Here is a 20,703-nt window from a genome sequence, read left to right on the forward strand (position 1 = left end):
CCCTACCCTACCTGCGGGTCCTCGGTGCGCGAACGCTTCAGCTCGAAGAAGTAGGGGAAGGAGGCGAGTTGCACGGATGCGTCGAAAAGCTGCCCTGCCTCCTCGCCCTCCGGAACGCGCGTGATCACCGGACCGAAAAACGCCGTGTCGCCGAACTTGATCACCGGGGTGCCCACGTCGTCGCCCACGGCCTCCATAGCCTGCGCGTGGTAGCCGCGCAGCAGGTCGTCCTCGGTGTCGGTGTTGGCAGCCTCAGCGAACGACGCCGGCAAGCCCACCTTCTCCAGCGCAGCCGCGATGATCTCGTCGTAGGCGCCGTAGCCTCTCTTGCCGCCCTCGCCGCCCGGGTGGACCATGGTGCCCATCGCGGTGTAGAGCTGGTCGACCTTCTCGGGCGCCTCGGACTTCACCTTGGCGAAGACGCGCGCAGGGCCCCAGTTCGCCTTCATCATTTCGCGGTAGGCCTCGGGGAGTTCATCGCGGCCGTCGTTAAGAACCGCAAGCGACATGGGAACCCACTCCACCGTGACGTCGCGGACTTTCTCCACTTCCTTCATCCAGCGGGAAGTCTGCCAGCAAAACGGGCAGGACACATCGAAATAAAACGTCACGTTCTCGCTCATGGGCCCCACTGTAGAGAACTTGTAACGTGGTGCGCATGAAAACGAACCTGACGCGCGACGCCGCGCAACACCGCAAAGCACTGATTGACAACGTGACCTACCGCATCGAGGTCGACGTCACGGGCGCGGAGCAGTTCACCTCCACCACCACCATCGAGTTCGACTCCGGCGAAGGCGAAACCTTCTTCGATCTGGTGGCCGACGAGTTCTCCGCAACGCTCGACGGTGAGCCGCTGGAGGGCAGGGAGCTTTCGCTTACCGACGCCCACCACACCGTCCAAGTCCACGCCAAAGAGACCTATAACCGCACCGGCGAGGGGCTGCACAAGTTCACTGACCCGGTCGACGGGAAGGACTACCTCTACACGCAGTTCGAGCCCGCGATGGCGATGAAGGTCTTCGCCTGCTTCGACCAGCCGGACCTGAAGGCGACGTACGACATCGCCGTGACGGCGCCGGAGCGCTACACGGTGGTGCTGAACGAGGCGGCCGAGCGCCGCGGCAACGGCGACGGCACCGCGACGTGGACCACACGCATCGACACGCCGCTGTCGACGTATTTGATCGCGATCATCGCCGGCGAGTACGAGCAGGTGCGCGACACCTACACCACGGGCGACCGCACCATCGACCTAGGCATTTACGCCCGCTCCAGCGTGATCGAGCACCTGGACGCCGAGCGCATCTTCCGCCAGACGAAGGACGGCTTCGACTTTTACCACGCCAACTTCGGCCGGACGTACCCGTTCGGCGACAAGTACGACCAGATCTTCTGCCCCGAGTACAACATGGGCGCGATGGAGCACGTCGGCGCGGTGACGTACCGCGACGAGTACGTCTTCTCTTCCGAACCGACGCCGTACCGCCTCGAGCGGCGCAACGACACGATCCTGCACGAGATGGCGCACATGTGGTTCGGCGACCTGGTCACCATGCAGTGGTGGGACGACCTGTGGCTGAACGAGTCCTTCGCCACCTGGTCGGCAGCCACGGCGCAGACCGGCATCGGCGAGTACCCGGAGGCTTGGACCACGTTCGCCGCGGTGGAGAAAGCGTGGGCGTACTCCCAGGACCAGCTGCCGTCCACCCACCCGATCGCGGCGGACGCGCCGGACATCGAGACGGCGGAGCAGAACTTCGACGGCATCACCTACGCCAAGGGCGCCTCCGTGCTCAAGCAGCTGCAGGCGTACGTGGGCTACGAGGAGTTCTTCGCCGGCGTGCGCACCCACTTCGACAACCACGCGTACGGCAACGCAACCTTCGCCGACCTTTTGGGCGCGCTGGAGGAGGCCTCAGGGCGCGACTTGTCGCAGTGGGCTGAACAGTGGCTGCGCACCACCGGCGTGTCCACGCTGCGCCCCGAGATCGGCGAGACGTTCGCGGTGGTGCAGGAAGACCCACGCCCGCACCGCGTGCGCGTGGGGCTGTATTCGCTTATCGACGGCCGCGTCACCCGCACCCACCAAACCGAAGTCGACCTTACGGGCACGCGCACCGAGATCCCCGAGTTCGCTGGCGTGGAGCACGACCTGGCCCTGGTCAACGACGACGACCTCACCTACTGCCTGATGGAGCTCGGCCCGGAGCAGCAGCAGTTCGCGGTCGAGTACCTGGGCGCAATCGACGACTCGTTGGCGCGCACCCTGGTGTGGTCCTCGCTGTGGGAGGCCGCCCGCGGCGGCCGGCTGCCCGCGCGCGAGTTCGTCCGCCTGGTGGCGAAGTTCGGCGCGGCAGAGTCGCACCCGAGCGTGCAGGAGCGCCTCCTGTCGCAGGCGACGCTGGCAGTGCGCAGCTACGTCGACCCGGCCTGGCGCGGCGAGGGCATGGACCTGCTCAACGCTGCGTTCCGGGGCGCTGAGCCTGCGGCGGTGTTCGACCGCGCCCTGGCGCGCCTGACCCCGACGGAGGAGACCACCGCGTACTTCAAGGAGCTGCTGGAGCGCTCCGACAACCGCGAAGTGCGCTGGCTGGCGCTGACCAACCTGATCGCCTCCGGCGCGCTGCCGCTGAGCGCAGCCGACGAGGAGGACGACGACTCCAACGAGGGCGCAATTTCGCGCCTTCGCGCACGCGCTGCCGTGGACAAGCGCTGGGCGTGGGACAAGCTGGTGAGCGACGACCTGACCAACCTCGAGGCCCGCTTCCTCATGGACGGTCTCACCTTCACCCTCGACGGGTTGGAGGGGCTGACCGACGAGTACTTCCGCGCCGCGCCGGCGCTGTGGGACCGCCTCACCAACGAGATGGCGCAGCGCACGCTTGAGGGCATGTACCCCTCGTGGGATGTGGACGAGCAGGCTATCGGCAAAGCCGACGCGCTGCTGAACGACGGGAAAGCCCCGGCCGGCCTGAAGCGGGTCGTGTCAGAGGGCCAGGACCGCGCGGCGCGTGCGCTGCGCAACCAGCAGGTCGACGCAGCGAGCGCTGCTGGCGCTGAAAACTAAGCGCCGGTGACGGCGCGCAGCTGCGCCGCATCAGGCCGCAGGGTGATCAGCGTGTACTCGGCCAGCTGATCGCCCGCGTAGCTGCTGCGCGACACCTTCTGCACCACCGCTCCCCTGGCCAGCCCCAGCGCCTCGCACTCGCGGTCGGTGGCCCGCGTTGCGGTGAGAATGTCCTCGCGCCGCACGGGAGCGTTACCTGCGGCCTCGGGCCCGCCGGGCAAGGTGTACGCGGCGGCGAAAAGCACCGGCTGGCCGTCGGAGGCGTAGATCACCTCGCGCTCGAAGACTTCTGTACCGGCAGGGATGTCAAACGCGGCGGCGACGACGGACGGCGCGGGCACTGCCGTCGTCTGCGTCGAGACAACCTCTGCGCCGCTGAGGGCGAAGTGTTCCTCGAAACCTGCGACCGAGGTCAGCTCGAGCGAGGGCGGGGTGGCGCGCACAAACGTTCCGCCGGTGCGGCCGCGGCGGCGCTCAATCAACCCTTCGTCCTGCAGCATGTCGAGGGCGTGGCGCACGGTCATGCGGGCCACGCCGAAGCGGTCGACGAGCTCGCGCTCCGACGGCAGGCGCGCCCCAGCCGGCAATTCCTGCGAGACGATCTGCTCCCGCAGCTCGTCACCGATCACCATGTACGCGGGCTTTTTCGCCACCTACCGCCTCCTTCAAACGCACCGTCGACGCTAGTGAGACTACAGCGCGCGCAACGCCTTCTCGAGATCGGCAAGCAAGTCCGCCTCGTCCTCAATACCGACGGAAATGCGCACCAGCTCAGGCGGCACCTCGAGGGCGGAGCCGGCCACCGACACGTGCGTCATGGTCGCCGGGTGCTCCACCAAGCTCTCCACCCCGCCCAGCGATTCCGCGAGGCAGAACAGCTTGGTGGACAAGCAGAATTTCTTCGCCTGCTCCTCCGTGTTGAATTCGACGGAGACCATGCCGCCGAAACGGCGCATCTGGCGCTTGGCAACCTCGTGGCCCGGGTGCGATTCCAGCCCCGGGTAATGCACGCGCGCGACTTGATCTTGTTCGCTGAGGTAGTTGGCAACAGCCTCCGCGTTGTCGCAGTGGCGCTCCATGCGCACCGGCAGGGTCTTCAGCCCGCGGCCCGTGAGGTAGGTGTCGAACGGCGAAGGGATAGCGCCGACCCAGCCGAAGAAGAAGCGCAGGTTCTCCTCCAGGTCGCCGATCAACTCGTGCTTACCGCACACCACGCCCCCGACCACGTCCGAGTGGCCGCCGATGTACTTCGTGGTGGAGTGCAGCACTACGTCCGCGCCGAACTCGAACGGGCGCTGCAGGTACGGCGAGGCGAATGTGTTGTCCACCACCAGCTTCGCGTCGCCCTTGATGCGGGACACCGCCTCGATGTCCACGATGGACAGAAGCGGGTTGGTCGGCGTCTCCACCCAGATCACCTTGGTGTTGGGCTTTACAGCCGCGGCGACAGCGTCCACATCCGTCATGTCCACCACGGTGTTCTCCACGCCCCACTGGGTGAAGATCTGCTGGATCAAGCGGTAGGTTCCGCCGTAGGCGTCGTTGCTGATCACGATGTGGTCGCCCGGTTTCAGCAGCACGCGCAGCACCACGTCCACCGCTGCCATGCCGGACGCGAACGCGACGGCGAAGTCCGCGCCCTCCAGCGCCGCGATCGTCTTCTCCAGCGCAGTAATCGTCGGGTTGCCCACGCGGGTGTACTCGTAGCCGCCGCGCAGCTGCGCCAGCCCGTTCTGTGCGAACGTGGTCGAGGCGTAGATCGGCGTGTTGATTGGGCCGTACAGGCTATCCGGCTCGTAGCCCGCGTGGATGGAATCGGTCGAGGGTCCAAGAGGTGAGGATTGCATGGTTTGGATGGTAGACCACCCACTAGACCAAGCTGTCCACTTGGGTCGACTTTTATCCAACCGCGTACACTTACCGTCGATGAACGAGAACCTGGAAACCTCCGTCGACACCACCGTTGACGACGTCACCTCGTGGTGGAACGACCCGGCGACCCACGAGATGCTTGTGGAGAAGCCGCTGAAGATACTGCTCATTCTGCTCGTGGCACTGGTGCTGAACTGGCTCGCGGTGCGCATTATCCGCCGGGCCACGCAGCGCGCTATCGAGACACCCGCAATACTGCGCGAATCGGGCTCAGACAAGAACTCTCCGCAGGCCCGCGCCCAGGAAAACCGCCGGCAGCAGCGGATGCGCACGCTGGCGAATGTGGGCCGCTCGATCGCGGCGATCATTATCTGGACCTGGGCGGTGCTGGCGATTCTGGACCAGCTCGGTGTCAACGTCGCGCCGCTGATCGCTTCTGCCGGGGTGGTCGGCGTCGCCATTGGTTTCGGCGCGCAGTCACTGGTCAAGGACTTCTTCAGCGGCATCTTCATCCTGCTGGAGAACCAGTACGGTGTCGGGGACACGATTCAGGTTGGCGACGTGGTCGGCGAGGTTGAGGAGATGACCCTTCGCATCACCACGATCCGCGACATGGACGGCGCGCTGTGGTACATCCGCAACGGCGACATCGACCGGGTGGGCAACCACTCGATCCAGTTCTCGGTCGCGCGCCTGCAGATCCCGGTCTCGCTCATGGCGAACCCGGATAAGGTCTCGCGCGTGGTGGAGGACGCCTGCACCGCCGCGATCCACGACCCGGAGGTTAAAGACCTGGTCATGGCGGCGCCGCAGATGCTCGGCCCGTCCGACTTCAACCCGAACTACGTGTCGTTCCGCGTCACGGTGAAGACCATGCCGGGCGCGCAGTGGGCGGTTGCCCGCCACCTGCACCACCGCGTGCTGGTCGCGCTGCACAAGGAAGATGTCGTACTCGCGCCGATGGATTCGATCCTGGTGGAGTTCGCAGATAAGGACAGCAACAATGAACGAGCCTAAGGAGCAGTCGCTTTACGACGCCCTCGGACACTCCTTCTTCACCCGCCTCGTTTCCGGTTTCTACGAGCAGGTGAAAACCGACGACCTGATCGGCCCGATGTACCCGGAGGACGACTTTGCGGGCGCAGAGGACCGGCTGCGCTGGTTCTTGGAGCAGTACTGGGGCGGGCCGCGCACCTACCAGGAGCAGCGCGGCAACCCGATGCTGCGCCGGCGCCACTTCCCCTTCGCCATCGGCGCGGCGGAGGCTGACCGCTGGCTGGAGCTGATGAGCGCCTCGCTCGACCAGTTCAGCGAAGACGAACTCAGCGCCGAACACCGCGCGGTGCTGTGGAACCACATGCAGCGCGTGGCGTTCATGATGATCAACCAATAAGCAGGTTCAGCCCCGCGTTCCGGAAGATTGAGCCGTAGGCCGCGTCGAGGCGCGTCCACGAGCCGCAGGTGGAGATGCGCATCTGCCGCGGGATATTCGCCGGTGCATCGAATCCGGGGATCAGCCCCAGCGAGGTCGCCGCGAAGATCATGCTCATCGGCACCTCGACGGGGTTGGATGATTCGGCGTCAGCGGTGATCACGGTGTTGCTGAGCAGGGAGCGCGGCGGACCTGCGGGCCCGGAGAACTGCCGGGCGAGCGCCCTACCCTCGTCCGCCAACTTGCGCACCGTGGCAATCGGCACGGTGTCCCGCAAAACGAAGCCGTCGACCGGGGGAAGTGCCCCGGGCCACGCGCTTGCCGGGAGGGGGTTTGGGGTGTTCGGGAGCGCGTCGATAAGCAACTGCCCCTGAAACACCCCTTCCTCCAGCGCTGTGCTGCGCCGGGCTGCCGCGCAATCGAATGGGGTGGTGACGAAGACGTTCGACGCGTCGGCGCCGACCGCCTGGACCCTCGCTACCGCGCCCGCGTCGAGGGCGACCGCGCGGCGCAGGAGGGTGAGAAGTCCGCGGTCGCTACTCAACGTTACTGGCCGCAGTCTGCGAAAGAATCCCGATTTCTTTCTGCGTGATCTCGCGCGGCGTGGTCGTCGCGTTGTCGATTGTCACTTGGACGCACTCGATGGTGCAGCAGACGCGGCCCTGGGAGTCCTTCACTTCCTGACGGGTAGTGAAGGAGGTGGTGCCGAGGTTGACCACCTGCGTTTCCACGCGGGCGAGGACCGTGTTCGGCAACAGCGGTCGGACGTAATCCGCCTCAATGCGGCGCACGAACGAGACGAACTCGTGGCCCTGCGAGTAGAAGAACTCGTTGGCAAAAGCCAGGCGCGCCTCCTGGGCGATCTCGATGTACGCGGAGTTGGTCACGTGCCCGTAGCGGTCGAAGTCGCTCCACCGAAGCGGGATGTTGTGGACGTGGACGTTGCCTGCGTTGCCGTTGTCGGCCATGGAGATCACACCTTTTGCGTTTGACGACCGTTACTCATTCGCGATGCTACCCCGCCCTCAGGCGGGGTGCCCGCGTGTTAGCGGGTGAGCTTGCGGTGGGTCACGCGCGACGGCTTCGCCGCCTCTTCGCCCAGGCGCTCAACCTTGTTGCGCTCGTAATCGCCGAAGTTGCCCTCGAACCAGAACCACTTGCCCTCCTCGATGTTGCCTTCCCAGGCGAGGATGTGGGTGCAGGTGCGGTCCAGGAACCAGCGGTCGTGCGAGATCACCACGGCGCAGCCCGGGAACTTCTGCAGCGCGTTCTCCAGCGAGCCCAGGGTTTCGACGTCGAGGTCGTTGGTCGGCTCATCGAGCAGGATCAGGTTGCCGCCCTGCTTCAGCGTCAGCGCCAGGTTCAGGCGGTTGCGCTCACCACCGGAGAGCACCTTCGACGGCTTCTGCTGGTCCGGACCCTTGAAGCCGAACGCGGACAGGTAGGCGCGCGACGGCATCTCATTCTGGCCGACGTGAATGTAGTCGAGTCCGTCCGAGACGACCTCCCACACGGTCTTCTCCGGGTCGATGTTTTCGCGGTTCTGGTCCACGTACGAGATCTGCACGGTCTCGCCGACCTCGACCTTGCCGTCGTCCGGCTCCTCGAAGCCGACGATCGTCTTGAACAGGGTCGACTTACCCACACCGTTCGGGCCGATGACACCGACGATGCCGTTTCGCGGTAGCGTGAACGACAGGTCCTTGATCAGCACGCGGCCGTCGAAGCCCTTGTCCAGGTCCTCGACTTCGACGACCTTGTTGCCCAGGCGCGGCGGGGTCGGGATCTGGATTTCCTCGAAGTCCAGCTTCCTGTACTGCTCCGCCTCGGCTGCCATCTCCTCGTAGCGCTCCAGACGCGCCTTGTTCTTCGCCTGGCGGGCCTTCGGCGAGGACCGCACCCACTCGAGCTCGTTCTTCAGCCGCTTCTGCAGCTTCTGATCCTTCTTGCCGGCAACTTCGAGGCGCTCAGCCTTCTTCTCCAGGTAGGTGGAGTAGTTGCCTTCGTACGGGTAAAGCTTGCCGCGATCAACCTCGCAGATCCACTCCGCGACGTTGTCCAGGAAGTAACGGTCGTGGGTGATGGCGAGCACGGCACCCGGGTAGGTCTGCAGGTGCTTCTCCAGCCACAGGACGCTCTCCGCGTCGAGGTGGTTGGTGGGCTCGTCGAGCAGCAAAAGGTCCGGCTCGGACAGCAGCAGCTTCGCCAGCGCGACGCGGCGGCGCTCACCGCCAGAGAGGTTAGTCACCGGGGAATCGGACGGCGGGCAGCGCAGCGCCTCCATCGCCTGCTCGATCTTGGAGTCGACCTCCCACGCGTCGGCGGCGTCGAGCTCCTCCTGCAGCTTGCCCATCTCCTCCATCAGCTCGTCGGAGTAGTTGGTTGCCATCTCCTCGGCGATTTCCTCGAAGCGCTGCTTCTTGGCGAAGATGTCGCCGAGGCCCTCCTCGACGTTCTCGCGCACCGTCTTCTCCTCGTTCAGCGGCGGCTCCTGGAGCAGGATGCCCACGGTCGCACCGGGTTGGAGGAACGCCTCGCCGTTATTCGGCTGGTCGATGCCTGCCATGATCTTGAGCAACGACGACTTGCCGGCGCCGTTGGGGCCCACAACGCCGATCTTGGCGCCCGGGTAAAAGGCCATGGTGACGTTGTCCAAAATCACCTTGTCACCGATGGCCCTGCGAACATTTTTCATCGTGTAGATGAACTCAGCCACGAAACGTTTCCCCTTGTTAGAAAGACTTGAAACTGCTTTTCACAGGGTACATTACGTGGCCTGGTGCACCGCGCGCTAGAACGGCGCAGCGCCCTCTGAGTCACCGGCCGCGGCTGGGACTGGCTCAGCGCTGCGGCCGTCACGGCCGCCGTGGCCGCCGCCGTCGGCGAAGTTCGGCTCGGCGCCGTCCTCCGCGCTGCGGCGCGCCTCAGGCTGCTGGATGAAATCCGCAACGGTTTTCACCGTCATCGGCACGGTGCCGTTCGCGTTGTGGGTGACGTTGGTGGTCTTGATGGAGTTGAGCTGGAAGTTCGACAGATCGAAGGAGACCTGGGTGGCCTTCAGCGCAATCTTGGAGCGCATGTTGGAGTCTTGGCCGAGCGCCGACTTGTCCTCCCACATTTCGGTGACAAGGCGGCCGGTCACCGTGACCGGGAAGCCGCGCTTCAGAGACGCCATGCAGTTGACGGCGAGCTCGTTCCAGCAGGCGACGTCGATGTAAAGGTGGTCGGCGTCCTCCCAGATGTCGCGGCCATTGGAGTCCTTGTCGCCGGTGTTGCGCCGGCGCGAGGTGGCGAGGCGGAACTTGGTCAGCGGGAGCTCGTCCGCTCCCGCAACGGTCAAGACGGGATCAGAGGTGAGGTTGCCGGAAATAGTGACGATGTTGCTCATGGTGGTGCCTTTCTTGGGGTTGATGGGGGCGTCGATAAGCAATTGCCCCTAGGGGCAGCGTGGCACCTGCCGCCACCCCGGCAAAGCGGTAATCCCCAACCCGGCGCGAAACGCGGAAAACACTCCACAGCTTATTGAAAACGCGCAGCTTAACTGTTGTAGCGCGCGAGCATCTCGTTGTACTGCCGCCACTGCTCATCATCCGACTCCTCCGCCTGGCGGTCGGCGGCCTCGGACTCGGCGCGGTCACTGCTCAGCCACTGGCGGAACAGCTCGGCGAACACGATGACCAGCGGGAACGAGCCGGTTGCCCACGCGATACCGCCGCCGACCTTCTGGTCGTCGAGCAGATTCGGGTTCCACGGCAACTGCAGGGAGGTGTAGAACTCCTCGCCGAGCACCACGTTGAGCTGCATCAGGTACACGCCCATGAACAGGTGAATCGGCATGGAAACCCAGAGCCAGGCGAGGCGGATGCGCGCGTCGGTGCGCGGCTCGATCTCGTCCGGGCCGATGAGTTCCCAAAAATAGAAGTAGCCGGAGGTGAGGAACACGGCGTTCATGATCACGTGCCCCGCGTGCTCAGAAATCATCAGCTCATACAGCGGGATGAACATGTAGAGCGCGTAGAAGAAGAAGATGAACTGCACAAGGCTGACCGGCGGGTAGGTGATCACGCGCAAAAACGCGGAGCGCTGGAAGCTCTCGGCCCACAACCGCGGGTTGAACTCCCCCGCCGGGTACGCCGCCCGCACGAGCGTGAGCGGCGCGCCGAGCACCAGAAACACCGGTGCCACCATGGACAGCGCCATGTGCGCGAGCATGTGCGCGGAGTAACTCGCCGGCATGTGCATGCCGATGTTGGACGACAGCGTGGCAACGACCGTCGCGCACCCCGCCAACCACCACGCGGTGCGCGAGGCGCGCCAGCCGTCAACCCGGCGCGCAAGGTGCAGGTAGTACGCGGCAAGCAGGACGGCGATCACGCTGAACAGCAGCTCGAAGCGCCACTGCGTGAACCAGGTGGCGAAGGTCAGCGGGCGCTCGAGGTCGTAGCCCATCTGGATCTGCATCGCGCTCAAGTTCACTTCGCGCGGCGGGGGCGGCGGGGTGCGCCCGAGTGTGGCCGCCAACCCGGTGACGGCAGCCATCACTAGCACCTCGACGGCGGCGAGGCGGGTGAATGCCCGCGGTTCGGTGGCGAGCTTGGGAATCGTGCGGCGGCGGTGCAGCGCGCCGAAAACTCCGAGTACGACCAAGCCGATGAGCTTCGCTACCAGCACGAGACCGTAGTCGTAGTCCAGCAGCTCGTTGGGGCGGATGCGGATCCACGCGTTGACGACACCGGAAATCAACATGCCGAAAAACGCGAACAGCGCGATGTTGGAGTAGCGCGTCACGGCAGCCTCCATGCGGGGGCCGAGCCGGCGCCCGTGGGCGATGAGCGCCATCAACGCACCGACCCACACCACCATGCACACTAGGTGCCAGATGAAGGAATTTGTGCCGTAGTCGTGGTTGCCGCCGGTTGCGGAGTGGCCGGTTAGCGCAAGCGGCATCAGCGAGGTGACCGATCCGATAAGCAGCGCAACCTGCGGCCACCACGTCTTGGAAACGAATCCGCCGAGCGCGACCGCCCCCGCAAACGCCGCGACGGTGAGCCACACCTTCGCATCGCTGACCTGCTCCAGCGCGATCGACCACGAGCCGGCGTTGAAGAACACCTCGCCGAGCGGCTGGCCCGACACGTCCGACAGCGTCAGGGGAATCATGATGAGCGCAATGAGGGCCATGCTTGCCGACGCCCACGCCCCCGCCCGCGCCGCCACCCACCCGTCAACCGTGAGCGCTGCGTTGTTCAGGTCGTCCTCGTACGCCGGGGGAAAAAGGAACGACGAGAACAAAAACGAGCCCACGGAAAGTGCTGCGCACATCCACGCCGCGGCGCGCAGCGCCGGCAGCCCGAACGTGGTGGGCCAGCCCGGGTCCGGGATACCGAGCGCCGCGAGCGACTCGCCCACGAAACTCTGCGCCACCGCCCCAGCGACCACCGCGGCCACCACCACGGCGACGAGATAGAACGGCCACGCGACCCTGGCCGGAAGCTTCTGCTGCATGGCTTGCATGGCTCAAACGATACGTTCGCGCGCTGCGAGTCCACCAAACGGCGTGCGTTACAATGACGCACGCTTACTTTTTAAGCGCGCCTCCATAGCTCAGTGGATTAGAGCAACCGGCTTCTACCCGGTGTGTCGCGGGTTCGAGTCCTGCTGGGGGCACATTTTTCTCCGCGTGGTGTAGTACGTGCGTACCCTTGGGAGACACGGTTTTTACAAACCGACGTATTTCGAAGGAGTACCCATGACTGACAACACTGGCCGCCCGCCGAAGAGCGAAGACAGCGTCGACGATCTCGGCGATCCAGACGCAACCGCCAAACTGCAGGAGCAGACTTCTGACGACGAGGGTGAGGAGTAAAAGACCATGACCAACCCGAACAGCGAAACCGACCGCCTGCTCGATGCTGCCGTGCACCGCATCGGCAACGAGCCGGATAACGGCGAGACCTTCGACGACTTCGAGGACGCCGACCAGAACGCCTCCCGGGGCGCAAGCGACCTCGGCACCGACGGCGCTGACACCCCGGTGCAGGACGAGCGCTCCACCGACGGTCTCGGTGTGGAGGACACTGATCACTAAGCGGGACCAGCTGGCGGAGCTGCGCGCGATTGAACGCCGCGCGGCCGACGTCCCCGTCCCGTGGGCTGGTATCGCAGCGACCGGCGCGGCCTGCGGGTTCGTGGTGGGGTCCGCGCTGATGGAGCTGCCCGCCGTCACCTTCGCGGCGGTCGTGGTGCTGCTGGCAGGTGTCGTCGTCCTCGAGCGCCCGGGCAAGAAGACCGTGCGCACCGCGATGAAACAAGACGTGCGCCCCGATCCTCCGACGGACTGGCGCCTCGTGGTGTACATTCTCCTGCTCAACATCGCGATGCAAGCAATGATGCGCCGCCAGCCGCACGCGAGCCTTGGAGTGGCAATCGCAGCAGGTGTGGCCACGGCTGTGGTGTGGACTGTTTTCTTTGGTTTGTGGTGGAAGCGGGCGAAGCCGTGAACTTCGATGCCCTGAAAATTTGTGCGGCGCTCAAAGGCGCCGGCGCCACGGACGGCGGCGTCCGCCAAGAGATGAAACGCAGCCGCATCTCAGAGCTCACCGGGCTGGGCGGCGACGCGGTGGCGGCGGCGCTTACTGAACTCGAGGCCGCCGGCCACGTCACCACGTTTTTCGAGTACGGATCGCGGCCCGAGAAGAACACCGTTTGGGTCACGCTGACCACCACGGGGCTGCAGGCGTACAACGCGTACGTGGACGGGCTCGAGCGGGGGGCGGGTACGGTTGGGGTATGAGTTTCCCGCAGCCGTCGATAAGCAACTATGCCCTCATCACCGGTGCAAGCCAGGGCATCGGCGAAGCGATCGCCCGCAAACTTGCGGCGGGCGGGCACAACCTGATCCTCGTGGCGCGGCGCGAGGACGTGCTGATGCGCATCGCCGATGAGCTGGCGGGCAAGCATGGCATAGACGTGGAGGTGTTCGCCGCTGACCTGTCGAAGCAACGCGACGTCGATGCGCTGCTTGAGCACATTGGCAGCAAGCAGATCCACATCTGCGTGAACTCTGCCGGCATAGCCAGCTTCGGGCCGTTCATGCAGGCCGACTGGGGGTACGAGACCAACCAGTTCAACCTGAACGCGGCTGCAGTGTTCCGCATCACTAAGGCCGTGCTCGACCAGATGGTGCCGCGCGGCGAGGGGGCGCTGTGCAACGTCGGCTCCGCCGCCGGCAACTCCCCCATCCCGAACAACGCCACCTACGTCTTCACCAAGGCCGGCGTGAACACGTTCACGGAGTCGCTGCACTACGAACTCAAGCCCACAGGCGTGCACTGCACCCTGCTCGCGCCGGGGCCCGTGCGCGACGCCGACATCGACGAGGCGAGCAAGAGCTTCATTGACAAGCTCGTGCCGGATTTCCTCTGGACAACCTACGAATCCTGCGCCGAGGACACGCTGCGCGCCATGCGCAAGAACAAGCGCCGCGTGGTGCCGGGCCCCCTGTCGAAGGCGATGGATGTGGTGTCCACCTACGCGCCGCGCGGCTCGCTCGCGCCTATTCTGGGCAGCTTTTACGCAAAGATGGGAGAAGAACAGCATGCCTGACGTACCCGCACGCGACGACCGGATTGTCTGGGTCGACCTCGAGATGACCGGGCTCGACCCGAAGCGCCACGTCATCGTGGAGGTGGCGGCGCTGGTCACCGACGCGGAGCTGAACATTCTGGACGAGGGCATCGACTTGGTCGTCCACGCCACCGAGGCGGAGCTTGCAGAGATGGACGATTTCGTCCGCGGGATGCACTCGGAGAACGGGCTGCTGGCCGCAATCAGCGAGTCGACCGTGAGCATCACCGAGGCCGAGGACGCTGTCTTGGAGCTGATAGCGAAGCACTGCGATCCCGCCCACCCCGCGCCGCTGGCCGGCAACTCGATCGCCACGGACCGCACCTTCATCCGCGCGCAGATGCCGCGCCTGGACGCGGCGCTGCACTACCGCATGATCGATGTCTCCACCATCAAGGAGCTTTCGCGCCGCTGGTTCCCCAAGGCGTATCAAAACCAACCGCCGAAGGGCATGGCGCACCGCGCGCTGGCGGACATCGTCGAGTCGATCCAAGAGCTGGACTACTACCGACGCTGCGTGTTCACCCCCGCCCCAGGCCCCGACGGGACTGCGGCCCGTGCCGCCGCTGCAGAGGCGCACGAAGCTTACCTGCCGTTTTTGTAAACGCTGACGCCCGTACTAAGGTAGTCGGAGTTGCCTTACGGCAGCGATGGTGGCTGTAGTTCAGCTGGTAGAGCACCAGGTTGTGATCCTGGGTGTCGCGGGTTCGAGTCCCGTCAGCCACCCCAAAGGCTAAGGCCCGGCTTGCAGTTGTTGCAGGCCGGGCCTTACTCGTTCGGGTCCTCGGATCCGCCCGAACGGCGCTCCCAATCGAGGTTCCAGTACCCCAGACCGTCGTACTGCGTGAGCGTGTCGCCGGCCGTGTTCTTCACTATCACTGGGTCACCGCGGCGCACGTTGTCCTGGAACCACTTGGCGTCCTCTGTGGAGGCGTTGATGCAGCCGTGCGAGACGTTGCTGGACCCGATCGCGCCGGCGGCCCACGGGGCCGCGTGGACGTAAATGCCGGAGTATGACAACTGCGTTGCCCATTTGACCGGTGTGACGTAGCCGCCCTTGCCCAGGTCGAGTCCGAAGGTGCGCGAATCCATGACAAGCTCCTCGTGGCGGTCACCGACGACGTAGGTACCGTTTGGGGTGTCGTAGGTGCCGTCGCGGCCCAGAGCAATGGGGAACGACCTCACCAGCTCGCCGCCCCGGTACACGCTCAAGGTCTTGTCGGCGTTATCCACGACGGTCTCGACCGCGTCGCCGATGGTGAACGAGATCTCCACGTCGTCGCCGCCCCACAAGCCTTCGCCGAACTTGTGCCCGTAGATGTCGGCCGCCACGGAGACCTCTGTGTGCGGCTCCCAGAACTCCTTCGGGCGCCAGCGCAGCTCGTACGGGTCGATCCAGAAGAACCCGCCCTCCGTGCCGTTGGAGGTGGTCACCGTAATCGCCTCCTCCACGGCCTTCGTGTCTTTCACGGGCGTGTTGAAGCGGAATGTAACCGCCTGGGCGATGCCAACGGTCGAGCCGTCAATGGGACCGACAGCGACGGTGAGTTGCTGGCTCGGCACGACGGTGGTGAACGTTGCGCTAGAGCTCTTGCCCTCGACGTTCTTCGCGGTAACGGTGTAGGTGCGTCCGTAGCCCAGCGGCTCTGCCACCTCCCACGCGGTTTTGTCGTCGTTGAATTCCGCGTCGATCTCGCGCCCTTGTTCGTTGACCATGGTCACGGTTTGCAGTTTGCTTGCCGACGCCACCTTCACCCCATCCCACGGCCCCACCCCGCTCGCGCCGTCCCTGACAGAGATGGTCGGGGGCTTCGCCGCCGCGGTTGTGGTAGCCGCGGCGGTTGCGCTTGTGGTACTTAGCTCCGCTTCAGCACCAGCAACGTGGCGCTCGCTTGCGTCACCGCCGCAGCCTGCCAGCGCCGCGCCAGCCAGTACACCGGTAAGCGCTGCCGCCGTCACCCTGGTCCGCATCTGACACCCCTTCCCGTCCGCGGGCGGAATCCCGCACAACCAATGCAACCCTAGTTGGTGGCACTCAAAATGAGTACTCTGCCGGGCTGGTTAACCAAACCGTTGCACAACGAAGGAAATGTCGTTTAACCAGGCGATTTCACACTAAAACAACACGCTGCTATAGTCATATCCCGTTGCGCCATTAGCTCAATTGGTAGAGCAACTGACTCTTAATCAGTGGGTTCGGGGTTCGATTCCCTGATGGCGCACAGGTCGAAGGCCAAGTTGATTTTCTCAACTTGGCCTTCGTTTTGTCTATACACTGTTACCCATGACTCGCGCACTTGTGATTGTTGATGTCCAGAACGATTTCTGCCCCGGCGGCTCCCTCGCGACCGGCCGCGGCGACGAGGTCGCAGGCAAGATCGCGCATCTGCTCGATGGCGCTGAGGATAACTAGTCCCGCGTGCTTGCCACCCAGGACTGGCACATCGACCCGGGCTCGCACTTCTCGGAGAACCCCGATTTCGTCGACTCGTGGCCAGTGCACTGCGTGGCCGATGCGGAGGGCTCCGCGATGCGAGCTCCGCTTGACGACGCCCCCTACGCCGGGATGATCACCGAATATTTCCGCAAGGGCGAGTACACCGCCGCCTACTCCGGCTTCGAGGGTAAGAACACGGACGGCGCGCTGCTGTCAGATTTCCTCCGCGAAAACGGCATCGACGCGATCGACGTGGTCGGTATCGCGACCGACCACTGCGTGCGCGCCACCGTGCTCGACGGCGTGAAGGAGGGCTTTGCCGTACGCGTACTCGCTGACCTGTGCTCCCCCGTGGACGAGGCACGCGGCCAAGCGGCGCTTGAGGAGATGGCCGCGGCCGGCGCCGAGATCGTGTAACCCGCTACATGCTCGGCTCGTAGCCGAGGATGTCTTCCATCTCAGCCATTTCCGCGGTCTGAACGTCGATCATCTCGCGGGCCATATCCTTTAAGGGCTCGTAAGCCCCGCCGTCGACCTCGCCCTGCGTCATGTCGATCACGTGGGCGTGGTGGAAGTGCATCCACTCGAGGAACGTGGTGCGCAGCTGATCGCCTTTGAGCGCGCGGAACTGGTCTAGCTGCTCGGGATGGAACATGCCGTTGGCAATGTGCTTCGAGTGCCGCTCCATGTCCTCGTCGATGCCCCACTCGTCGGCCCATGCGCGCATCTGGTCGTTTTCGCGCTCTTGGCCGTCCTTGATGCGCTGGGCCAGATCGCGGACGTGCTCGTCGTCGACGTCGGAGGCCAAAAGGACGTCCGACATCTCGATCGCCTGCTCGTGGTGCGGCACCATCATGCCGAGGAAGTGAACGTCGAAGTCGTTGTACTCGTCTGAAGCGGCCGTGTCGGAGCCGCCGAGGCGCGGGATGAGCAGGGCGGCCAGAAGCACCACCACCGCGACAACGGCGAGTCCAGCGACGAGGGGTCGGCGGGACGGCTGAGCGGGTTGCAGATCAGAATTGGTCATACCTACATCCAAGCATAAAAAAACCGCCTGGCCAGTCGATCCAGTCAGGCGGTGAGCAACCCCACAGTCGGGGTTAACCGTTTAGCGGCGGGAAAGCAGGCGCTGCAGCTCCTTGAGCTCCTTCTTGCGCTTGCGGCCGTTAAGGAACTTGATACCGGCAAGAGCCGCTACACCTGCCGCAATGCCGCCGAGCACCTTCTGCACGGTCTCGTCCTGCAGCCACGACGCGGCCTGGTCCTTCGCGTTGTCCGCGAGGTTGGACGGGTTGGTGCGATCCGCCAGCTCATCAAGGGTGCTTGCGAGCTGGGAGCGGGTGCGGGCGAGGTCGCGCTCGATGTCGTTGATGTCTCGTGCCACGATAAAACTCCTACTAATCAAAGCTTGTCAGTACTTGCAACCACACTAATCGAAAACCATGTACAACGGATGCATGACGAACGACAACCGCCTTGCCCCCGGCGACACCGCGCCGGCCTTTTCGCTGACCGACGACCGCGGTGAGACCGTCTCGCTGGCGGACTTTTTCGGCCAGCGCGTGATCGTCTACTTCTACCCGAAGGCGAACACCCCGGGTTGCACCACCGAAGCCTGCGACTTCACGGAAAAGTTCCCCGAGTTCGACAGCGCGGGCGTCAAGGTGCTCGGGATCTCCCTCGATACACCCGAGGCGCTTGCGAAGTTCCGCAGCGACCACGACCTGCATATTGAGCTGCTCTCCGATCCGTCGAAGGACGTTCTGCGCGAATGGGGCGCGTTCGGGGAGAAGAAGAACTACGGCAAGGTTGTCGAGGGCGTTATCCGCTCCACGTTCCTCGTCAGCGGCGAGGGCATCATCGAGCAGGCACAGTACAACGTCCGCGCGTCCGGCCACGTCGATCGCATTCTGCGCGACTGGGGCATCTAGCTCGAATATCTCTAGAAGTGGTGCGCCCGGAGAGACTTGAACTCTCACGCCCTAAGGCACTGGAACCTAAATCCAGCGCGTCTGCCAATTCCGCCACGGGCGCAGTGCTACAACACTCTACACACAGGGAAGCCTAAAACTTTAGTTTGGCTGCACAGAGTGCGGGGGTATGGTTTGAAGACGTGAGTGACACGCGTGCAACGACCGAGACGCAGACGCCGCCGAAGCGCCAGCGAATTAGGGTGCGCGCGTGGCACATCTTGCTCCTCATCGCTGCGGTGATCACCACCTTGTTGCTGGCACGGTGGCAGTGGCAGCGCTACCAGTCCGGCACCGGCACGTTCCAAAACTTGGGCTACGCGCTGCAGTGGCCATTCTTTGGCGCTTTCTTCGTCTACGCCTACCGCATGGGGCTGAGGATGGAGAACGAGAAGATTGACGCGATCAACTCGGGCGAGGCAATGGACGACCTGTACGAGGCGGACTTGCGAAAGTTTGGCAAGGACGGCGAAGAACTCAAAACGAAAATCGACGAAGACTTCCTGCCTGCCCGCCCCCAGGTGGACGTCGAGGAGTACAACGAGATGCTGACGCCCAAACGTCAGCGCCCGAAACAAGGAGAACGCGAGCTATGACAGAACCGCAGCCGACAGCACCCCGCATCCACCCCGAGCGCCAGCGACGCGTGCGCACCGCGCTGAAAATCTTTTCCGTCGCCGCGTGGGTGACCGGTGTGCTGCTGCTTCTGCTGGTGCTGCGCATGGTGCTGGAGTACGGCTTCGGCATGGACGTCTCGGCGCTTGGATGGGTCGCTCGCGTGCACGGCTTGGCCTACATCGCGTTCCTCATGGCATCGCTGAACCTCGGCACCACCGCTCGCTGGCCGGCGTCGACGTGGGTCATCACCGCCATCTCCGGCGTGGTGCCGTTTCTTTCCTTCGTCGTGGAGGCGAAGCGGCGCAAGGAAGTTAGCCGGACGTTCCAGCTGTAGCGGCAAGCGCCGCGATCGCCGGCGCGAGCGCGCGCAACGCCTGCCCCCTGTGGGAGCGGGCATTTTTTGCCTCCGCGGAAAGTTCGGCGGAGGACTGCCCCGGCGCGTCCGCGGGGGCAAAAATCGGGTCGTACCCGAAGCCGTGCTCGCCGCGGGGTTGACGCAGCAGCTCGCCCTCCCAGCGGCCCTCGACGGTGGTCTCCTCGCCGGCCGGTGTGACCAGGGCGCAGCACGAGACGAAGGCGGCCGCACGGTGGTCGATGTCGGCCATCTGGTTCAACAGCAGCCGGTTGTTGGCCTCGTCGTCACCGTGGGCGCCTGACCACCTCGCGGACAAGATGCCAGGCATCCCGTTCAACGCCTCGACGGTGAGTCCGGAGTCGTCGGCAACGCAGGCGAGACCCGTGGCCGCTACGCCGGCACGGGCCTTGATCAGGGCGTTCTCGGCGAAGGTGAGTCCGGTTTCGGCGGGTTCGGGGTATGAGGGGACGTCGGCAAGCGAAACAAGCTCTATACCGCCGATCTCCTGCTGCTTAAGCACCTGCTCTAACTCCCGAAGCTTCTTCGGGTTTCCCGACGCGACGAGCATTTTCACAGCCCGAGCGCCTCCTTCTGCGCGGCGATGAGCTGGGTGCAGCCCTTCTCGGCAACGTCGAGCATCTCCGCGAGCTGCGCGCGGCCGAACAGCCCGTGCTCGCCGGTGCCCTGGATCTCGACGAAGTTGCCGCCCTCCTGCATCACCACGTTCAAGTCCACCTCGGCGGCAGAATCTTCGACGTAGGGCAGGTCGAGGACCACGCGGCCGTCGACAATCCCTGCGGACACCGCGGCAACCGGGGCGAGCAGCGGCTCGCCGGGGACCACCCCGCGCTCCTTCAGCACGGTGATCGCGTCCGCGAGCGCCACGTAGGCACCAGTGATGGAGGCGGTACGGGTGCCGCCGTCGGCCTGAAGGACGTCGCAGTCGATCTGGATCGTGTTCTCGCCCAGCTGGCTTAAGTCCACCGCAGCGCGCAGCGAGCGGCCCACCAGCCGCGAGATCTCGTGGGTGCGGCCCTTGACCTTGCCCTTCATCGACTCGCGCGGCATGCGTTCGTGCGTGGCCGACGGCAGCATCGAGTACTCGGCAGTCAGCCAGCCCTCGCCCGAATCCTTCTTAAAGCGGGGCACGCCCACCTCCACACTCGCGGTGCACATGACGCGCGTCTGGCCGAACTCGATTAAGACACTGCCGGCCGGGTGGGAGGTGAAGCCGCGGGTGATGCGCACCGGGCGCATCTCGTCGAACGCGCGGCCGTCGAAACGGGTAAACGTTGCTGGTTCAGTCATGCCCCCAAGCGTACT

The 20,703-nt window shown here is 64.8% G+C and carries 24 protein-coding genes, 4 tRNA genes and 1 pseudogene; 15 read left to right on the plus strand and 14 right to left on the minus strand.

Annotated features, from left to right (window positions below):
* Positions 1-2: 2 nt before the first annotated feature.
* Positions 3-623: a mycothiol-dependent nitroreductase Rv2466c family protein gene (locus V6D40_RS06745; protein ID WP_334289599.1), complete on the minus strand. Its 621-nt coding sequence runs from the start codon at positions 621-623 to the stop codon at positions 3-5.
* Positions 624-658: 35 nt separating this feature from the next.
* Here V6D40_RS06745 and pepN point away from each other — a divergent pair, with 35 nt between their 5' ends.
* Entirely contained in the window at positions 659-3,070 is a 2,412-nt protein-coding gene (gene pepN, locus V6D40_RS06750; protein WP_334289600.1) for an aminopeptidase N, read from the plus strand.
* Here pepN and V6D40_RS06755 read toward each other — a convergent pair.
* A complete protein-coding gene (locus V6D40_RS06755) occupies positions 3,067-3,723 on the minus strand; it encodes a GntR family transcriptional regulator (protein WP_334289601.1) in 657 nt (218 codons plus the stop codon). The two genes, pepN and V6D40_RS06755, sit on opposite strands and share 4 nt — an antisense overlap.
* A gap of 39 nt (positions 3,724-3,762) precedes the next feature.
* On the minus strand, positions 3,763-4,917 hold the full coding sequence (locus V6D40_RS06760) for a cystathionine gamma-synthase (RefSeq protein WP_334289602.1): 1,155 nt from the start codon (positions 4,915-4,917) through the stop codon (positions 3,763-3,765).
* A gap of 79 nt (positions 4,918-4,996) precedes the next feature.
* Between V6D40_RS06760 and V6D40_RS06765 the strand changes: the two genes are divergently transcribed.
* A complete protein-coding gene (locus tag V6D40_RS06765; RefSeq protein WP_334289603.1) occupies positions 4,997-5,959 on the plus strand; it encodes a mechanosensitive ion channel family protein in 963 nt (320 codons plus the stop codon).
* A complete protein-coding gene (locus tag V6D40_RS06770) occupies positions 5,946-6,335 on the plus strand; it encodes a globin (protein WP_334289604.1) in 390 nt (129 codons plus the stop codon). The genes V6D40_RS06765 and V6D40_RS06770 overlap by 14 nt, the downstream gene beginning before the upstream one ends.
* Here V6D40_RS06770 and V6D40_RS06775 read toward each other — a convergent pair.
* The 5 genes from V6D40_RS06775 to V6D40_RS06795 form a co-directional block, all read right to left on the minus strand.
* Entirely contained in the window at positions 6,325-6,918 is a 594-nt protein-coding gene (locus V6D40_RS06775) for a hypothetical protein (RefSeq protein ID WP_334289605.1), read from the minus strand. The genes V6D40_RS06770 and V6D40_RS06775 overlap by 11 nt on opposite strands.
* Positions 6,911-7,342, minus strand: a complete 432-nt coding sequence (locus tag V6D40_RS06780; RefSeq protein WP_334289606.1) for an acyl-CoA thioesterase — start codon at positions 7,340-7,342, stop codon at positions 6,911-6,913. Before V6D40_RS06780 ends, V6D40_RS06775 begins: the two co-directional genes overlap by 8 nt.
* Before the next feature lie 77 nt (positions 7,343-7,419).
* On the minus strand, positions 7,420-9,090 hold the full coding sequence (gene ettA / locus V6D40_RS06785; RefSeq protein ID WP_334289607.1) for an energy-dependent translational throttle protein EttA: 1,671 nt from the start codon (positions 9,088-9,090) through the stop codon (positions 7,420-7,422).
* A 75-nt stretch (positions 9,091-9,165) separates the two neighbouring features.
* Positions 9,166-9,762, minus strand: a complete 597-nt coding sequence (locus tag V6D40_RS06790) for a single-stranded DNA-binding protein (RefSeq protein ID WP_334289608.1) — start codon at positions 9,760-9,762, stop codon at positions 9,166-9,168.
* A 149-nt stretch (positions 9,763-9,911) separates the two neighbouring features.
* On the minus strand, positions 9,912-11,888 hold the full coding sequence (locus V6D40_RS06795; protein WP_334289609.1) for a cytochrome c oxidase assembly protein: 1,977 nt from the start codon (positions 11,886-11,888) through the stop codon (positions 9,912-9,914).
* 79 nt (positions 11,889-11,967) lie between these two features.
* Between V6D40_RS06795 and V6D40_RS06800 the strand changes: the two genes are divergently transcribed.
* The 7 genes from V6D40_RS06800 (at position 11,968) to V6D40_RS06830 (ending at position 14,729) form a co-directional block, all read left to right on the plus strand.
* Positions 11,968-12,041 (plus strand) — tRNA-Arg (locus tag V6D40_RS06800).
* A 205-nt stretch (positions 12,042-12,246) separates the two neighbouring features.
* Entirely contained in the window at positions 12,247-12,462 is a 216-nt protein-coding gene (locus V6D40_RS06805) for a hypothetical protein (protein ID WP_334289610.1), read from the plus strand.
* Entirely contained in the window at positions 12,440-12,874 is a 435-nt protein-coding gene (locus V6D40_RS06810) for a hypothetical protein (RefSeq protein WP_334289611.1), read from the plus strand. The genes V6D40_RS06805 and V6D40_RS06810 overlap by 23 nt, the downstream gene beginning before the upstream one ends.
* Positions 12,871-13,167 (plus strand): MarR family transcriptional regulator, encoded by a 297-nt coding sequence (locus tag V6D40_RS06815; protein WP_334289612.1) that lies wholly within the window; start codon positions 12,871-12,873, stop codon positions 13,165-13,167. The genes V6D40_RS06810 and V6D40_RS06815 overlap by 4 nt, the downstream gene beginning before the upstream one ends.
* Positions 13,164-13,979, plus strand: a complete 816-nt coding sequence (gene cmrA / locus V6D40_RS06820; RefSeq protein ID WP_334289613.1) for a mycolate reductase — start codon at positions 13,164-13,166, stop codon at positions 13,977-13,979. Before V6D40_RS06815 ends, cmrA begins: the two co-directional genes overlap by 4 nt.
* A complete protein-coding gene (gene orn, locus V6D40_RS06825; RefSeq protein WP_334289614.1) occupies positions 13,972-14,604 on the plus strand; it encodes an oligoribonuclease in 633 nt (210 codons plus the stop codon). Before cmrA ends, orn begins: the two co-directional genes overlap by 8 nt.
* Before the next feature lie 49 nt (positions 14,605-14,653).
* Positions 14,654-14,729, plus strand: a tRNA-His gene (locus V6D40_RS06830).
* A gap of 39 nt (positions 14,730-14,768) precedes the next feature.
* Here the strand turns inward: V6D40_RS06830 and V6D40_RS06835 are convergent.
* Entirely contained in the window at positions 14,769-15,971 is a 1,203-nt protein-coding gene (locus V6D40_RS06835) for a L,D-transpeptidase (RefSeq protein WP_334289615.1), read from the minus strand.
* 178 nt (positions 15,972-16,149) lie between these two features.
* On the opposite strand from V6D40_RS06835, the gene V6D40_RS06840 reads away from it, so the two are divergent.
* A tRNA-Lys gene (locus V6D40_RS06840) sits at positions 16,150-16,222 on the plus strand.
* Between the two features lie 62 nt (positions 16,223-16,284).
* Positions 16,285-16,854 (plus strand): annotated as a pseudogene (locus V6D40_RS06845) (isochorismatase family protein).
* A gap of 4 nt (positions 16,855-16,858) precedes the next feature.
* On the opposite strand, the gene V6D40_RS06850 reads toward V6D40_RS06845, so the two are convergent.
* Both V6D40_RS06850 and V6D40_RS06855 read right to left on the minus strand, forming a co-directional pair.
* Positions 16,859-17,464, minus strand: coding sequence for a DUF305 domain-containing protein (locus tag V6D40_RS06850; protein WP_334289616.1), 606 nt, complete (start codon positions 17,462-17,464; stop codon positions 16,859-16,861).
* An 81-nt stretch (positions 17,465-17,545) separates the two neighbouring features.
* Positions 17,546-17,821, minus strand: coding sequence for a DUF3618 domain-containing protein (locus tag V6D40_RS06855; RefSeq protein ID WP_334289617.1), 276 nt, complete (start codon positions 17,819-17,821; stop codon positions 17,546-17,548).
* A gap of 73 nt (positions 17,822-17,894) precedes the next feature.
* On the opposite strand from V6D40_RS06855, the gene bcp reads away from it, so the two are divergent.
* The gene (bcp, locus tag V6D40_RS06860; RefSeq protein WP_334289618.1) at positions 17,895-18,368 is read left to right on the plus strand and encodes a thioredoxin-dependent thiol peroxidase; all 474 of its coding nucleotides are present in this window, start codon (positions 17,895-17,897) and stop codon (positions 18,366-18,368) included.
* An 18-nt stretch (positions 18,369-18,386) separates the two neighbouring features.
* Here bcp and V6D40_RS06865 read toward each other — a convergent pair.
* Positions 18,387-18,471: transfer RNA gene (locus tag V6D40_RS06865), tRNA-Leu, on the minus strand.
* Positions 18,472-18,550: 79 nt separating this feature from the next.
* Here V6D40_RS06865 and V6D40_RS06870 point away from each other — a divergent pair.
* Positions 18,551-19,003 carry a hypothetical protein gene (locus V6D40_RS06870; RefSeq protein ID WP_334289619.1) on the plus strand — a complete coding sequence of 151 codons (453 nt, stop codon included), beginning with the start codon at positions 18,551-18,553 and terminating at the stop codon, positions 19,001-19,003.
* A complete protein-coding gene (locus V6D40_RS06875; protein ID WP_334289620.1) occupies positions 19,000-19,359 on the plus strand; it encodes a DUF3817 domain-containing protein in 360 nt (119 codons plus the stop codon). The genes V6D40_RS06870 and V6D40_RS06875 overlap by 4 nt, the downstream gene beginning before the upstream one ends.
* Here V6D40_RS06875 and rdgB read toward each other — a convergent pair.
* Both rdgB and rph read right to left on the minus strand, forming a co-directional pair.
* On the minus strand, positions 19,337-19,948 hold the full coding sequence (rdgB, locus tag V6D40_RS06880) for an RdgB/HAM1 family non-canonical purine NTP pyrophosphatase (protein ID WP_334289649.1): 612 nt from the start codon (positions 19,946-19,948) through the stop codon (positions 19,337-19,339). The genes V6D40_RS06875 and rdgB overlap by 23 nt on opposite strands.
* 2 nt (positions 19,949-19,950) lie before the next feature.
* Entirely contained in the window at positions 19,951-20,688 is a 738-nt protein-coding gene (gene rph, locus V6D40_RS06885; protein WP_334289621.1) for a ribonuclease PH, read from the minus strand.
* Positions 20,689-20,703 lie beyond the last annotated feature (15 nt).

Source organism: Corynebacterium sp. Marseille-Q4381, from assembly GCF_036881695.1.
GTDB lineage: Bacteria > Actinomycetota > Actinomycetes > Mycobacteriales > Mycobacteriaceae > Corynebacterium.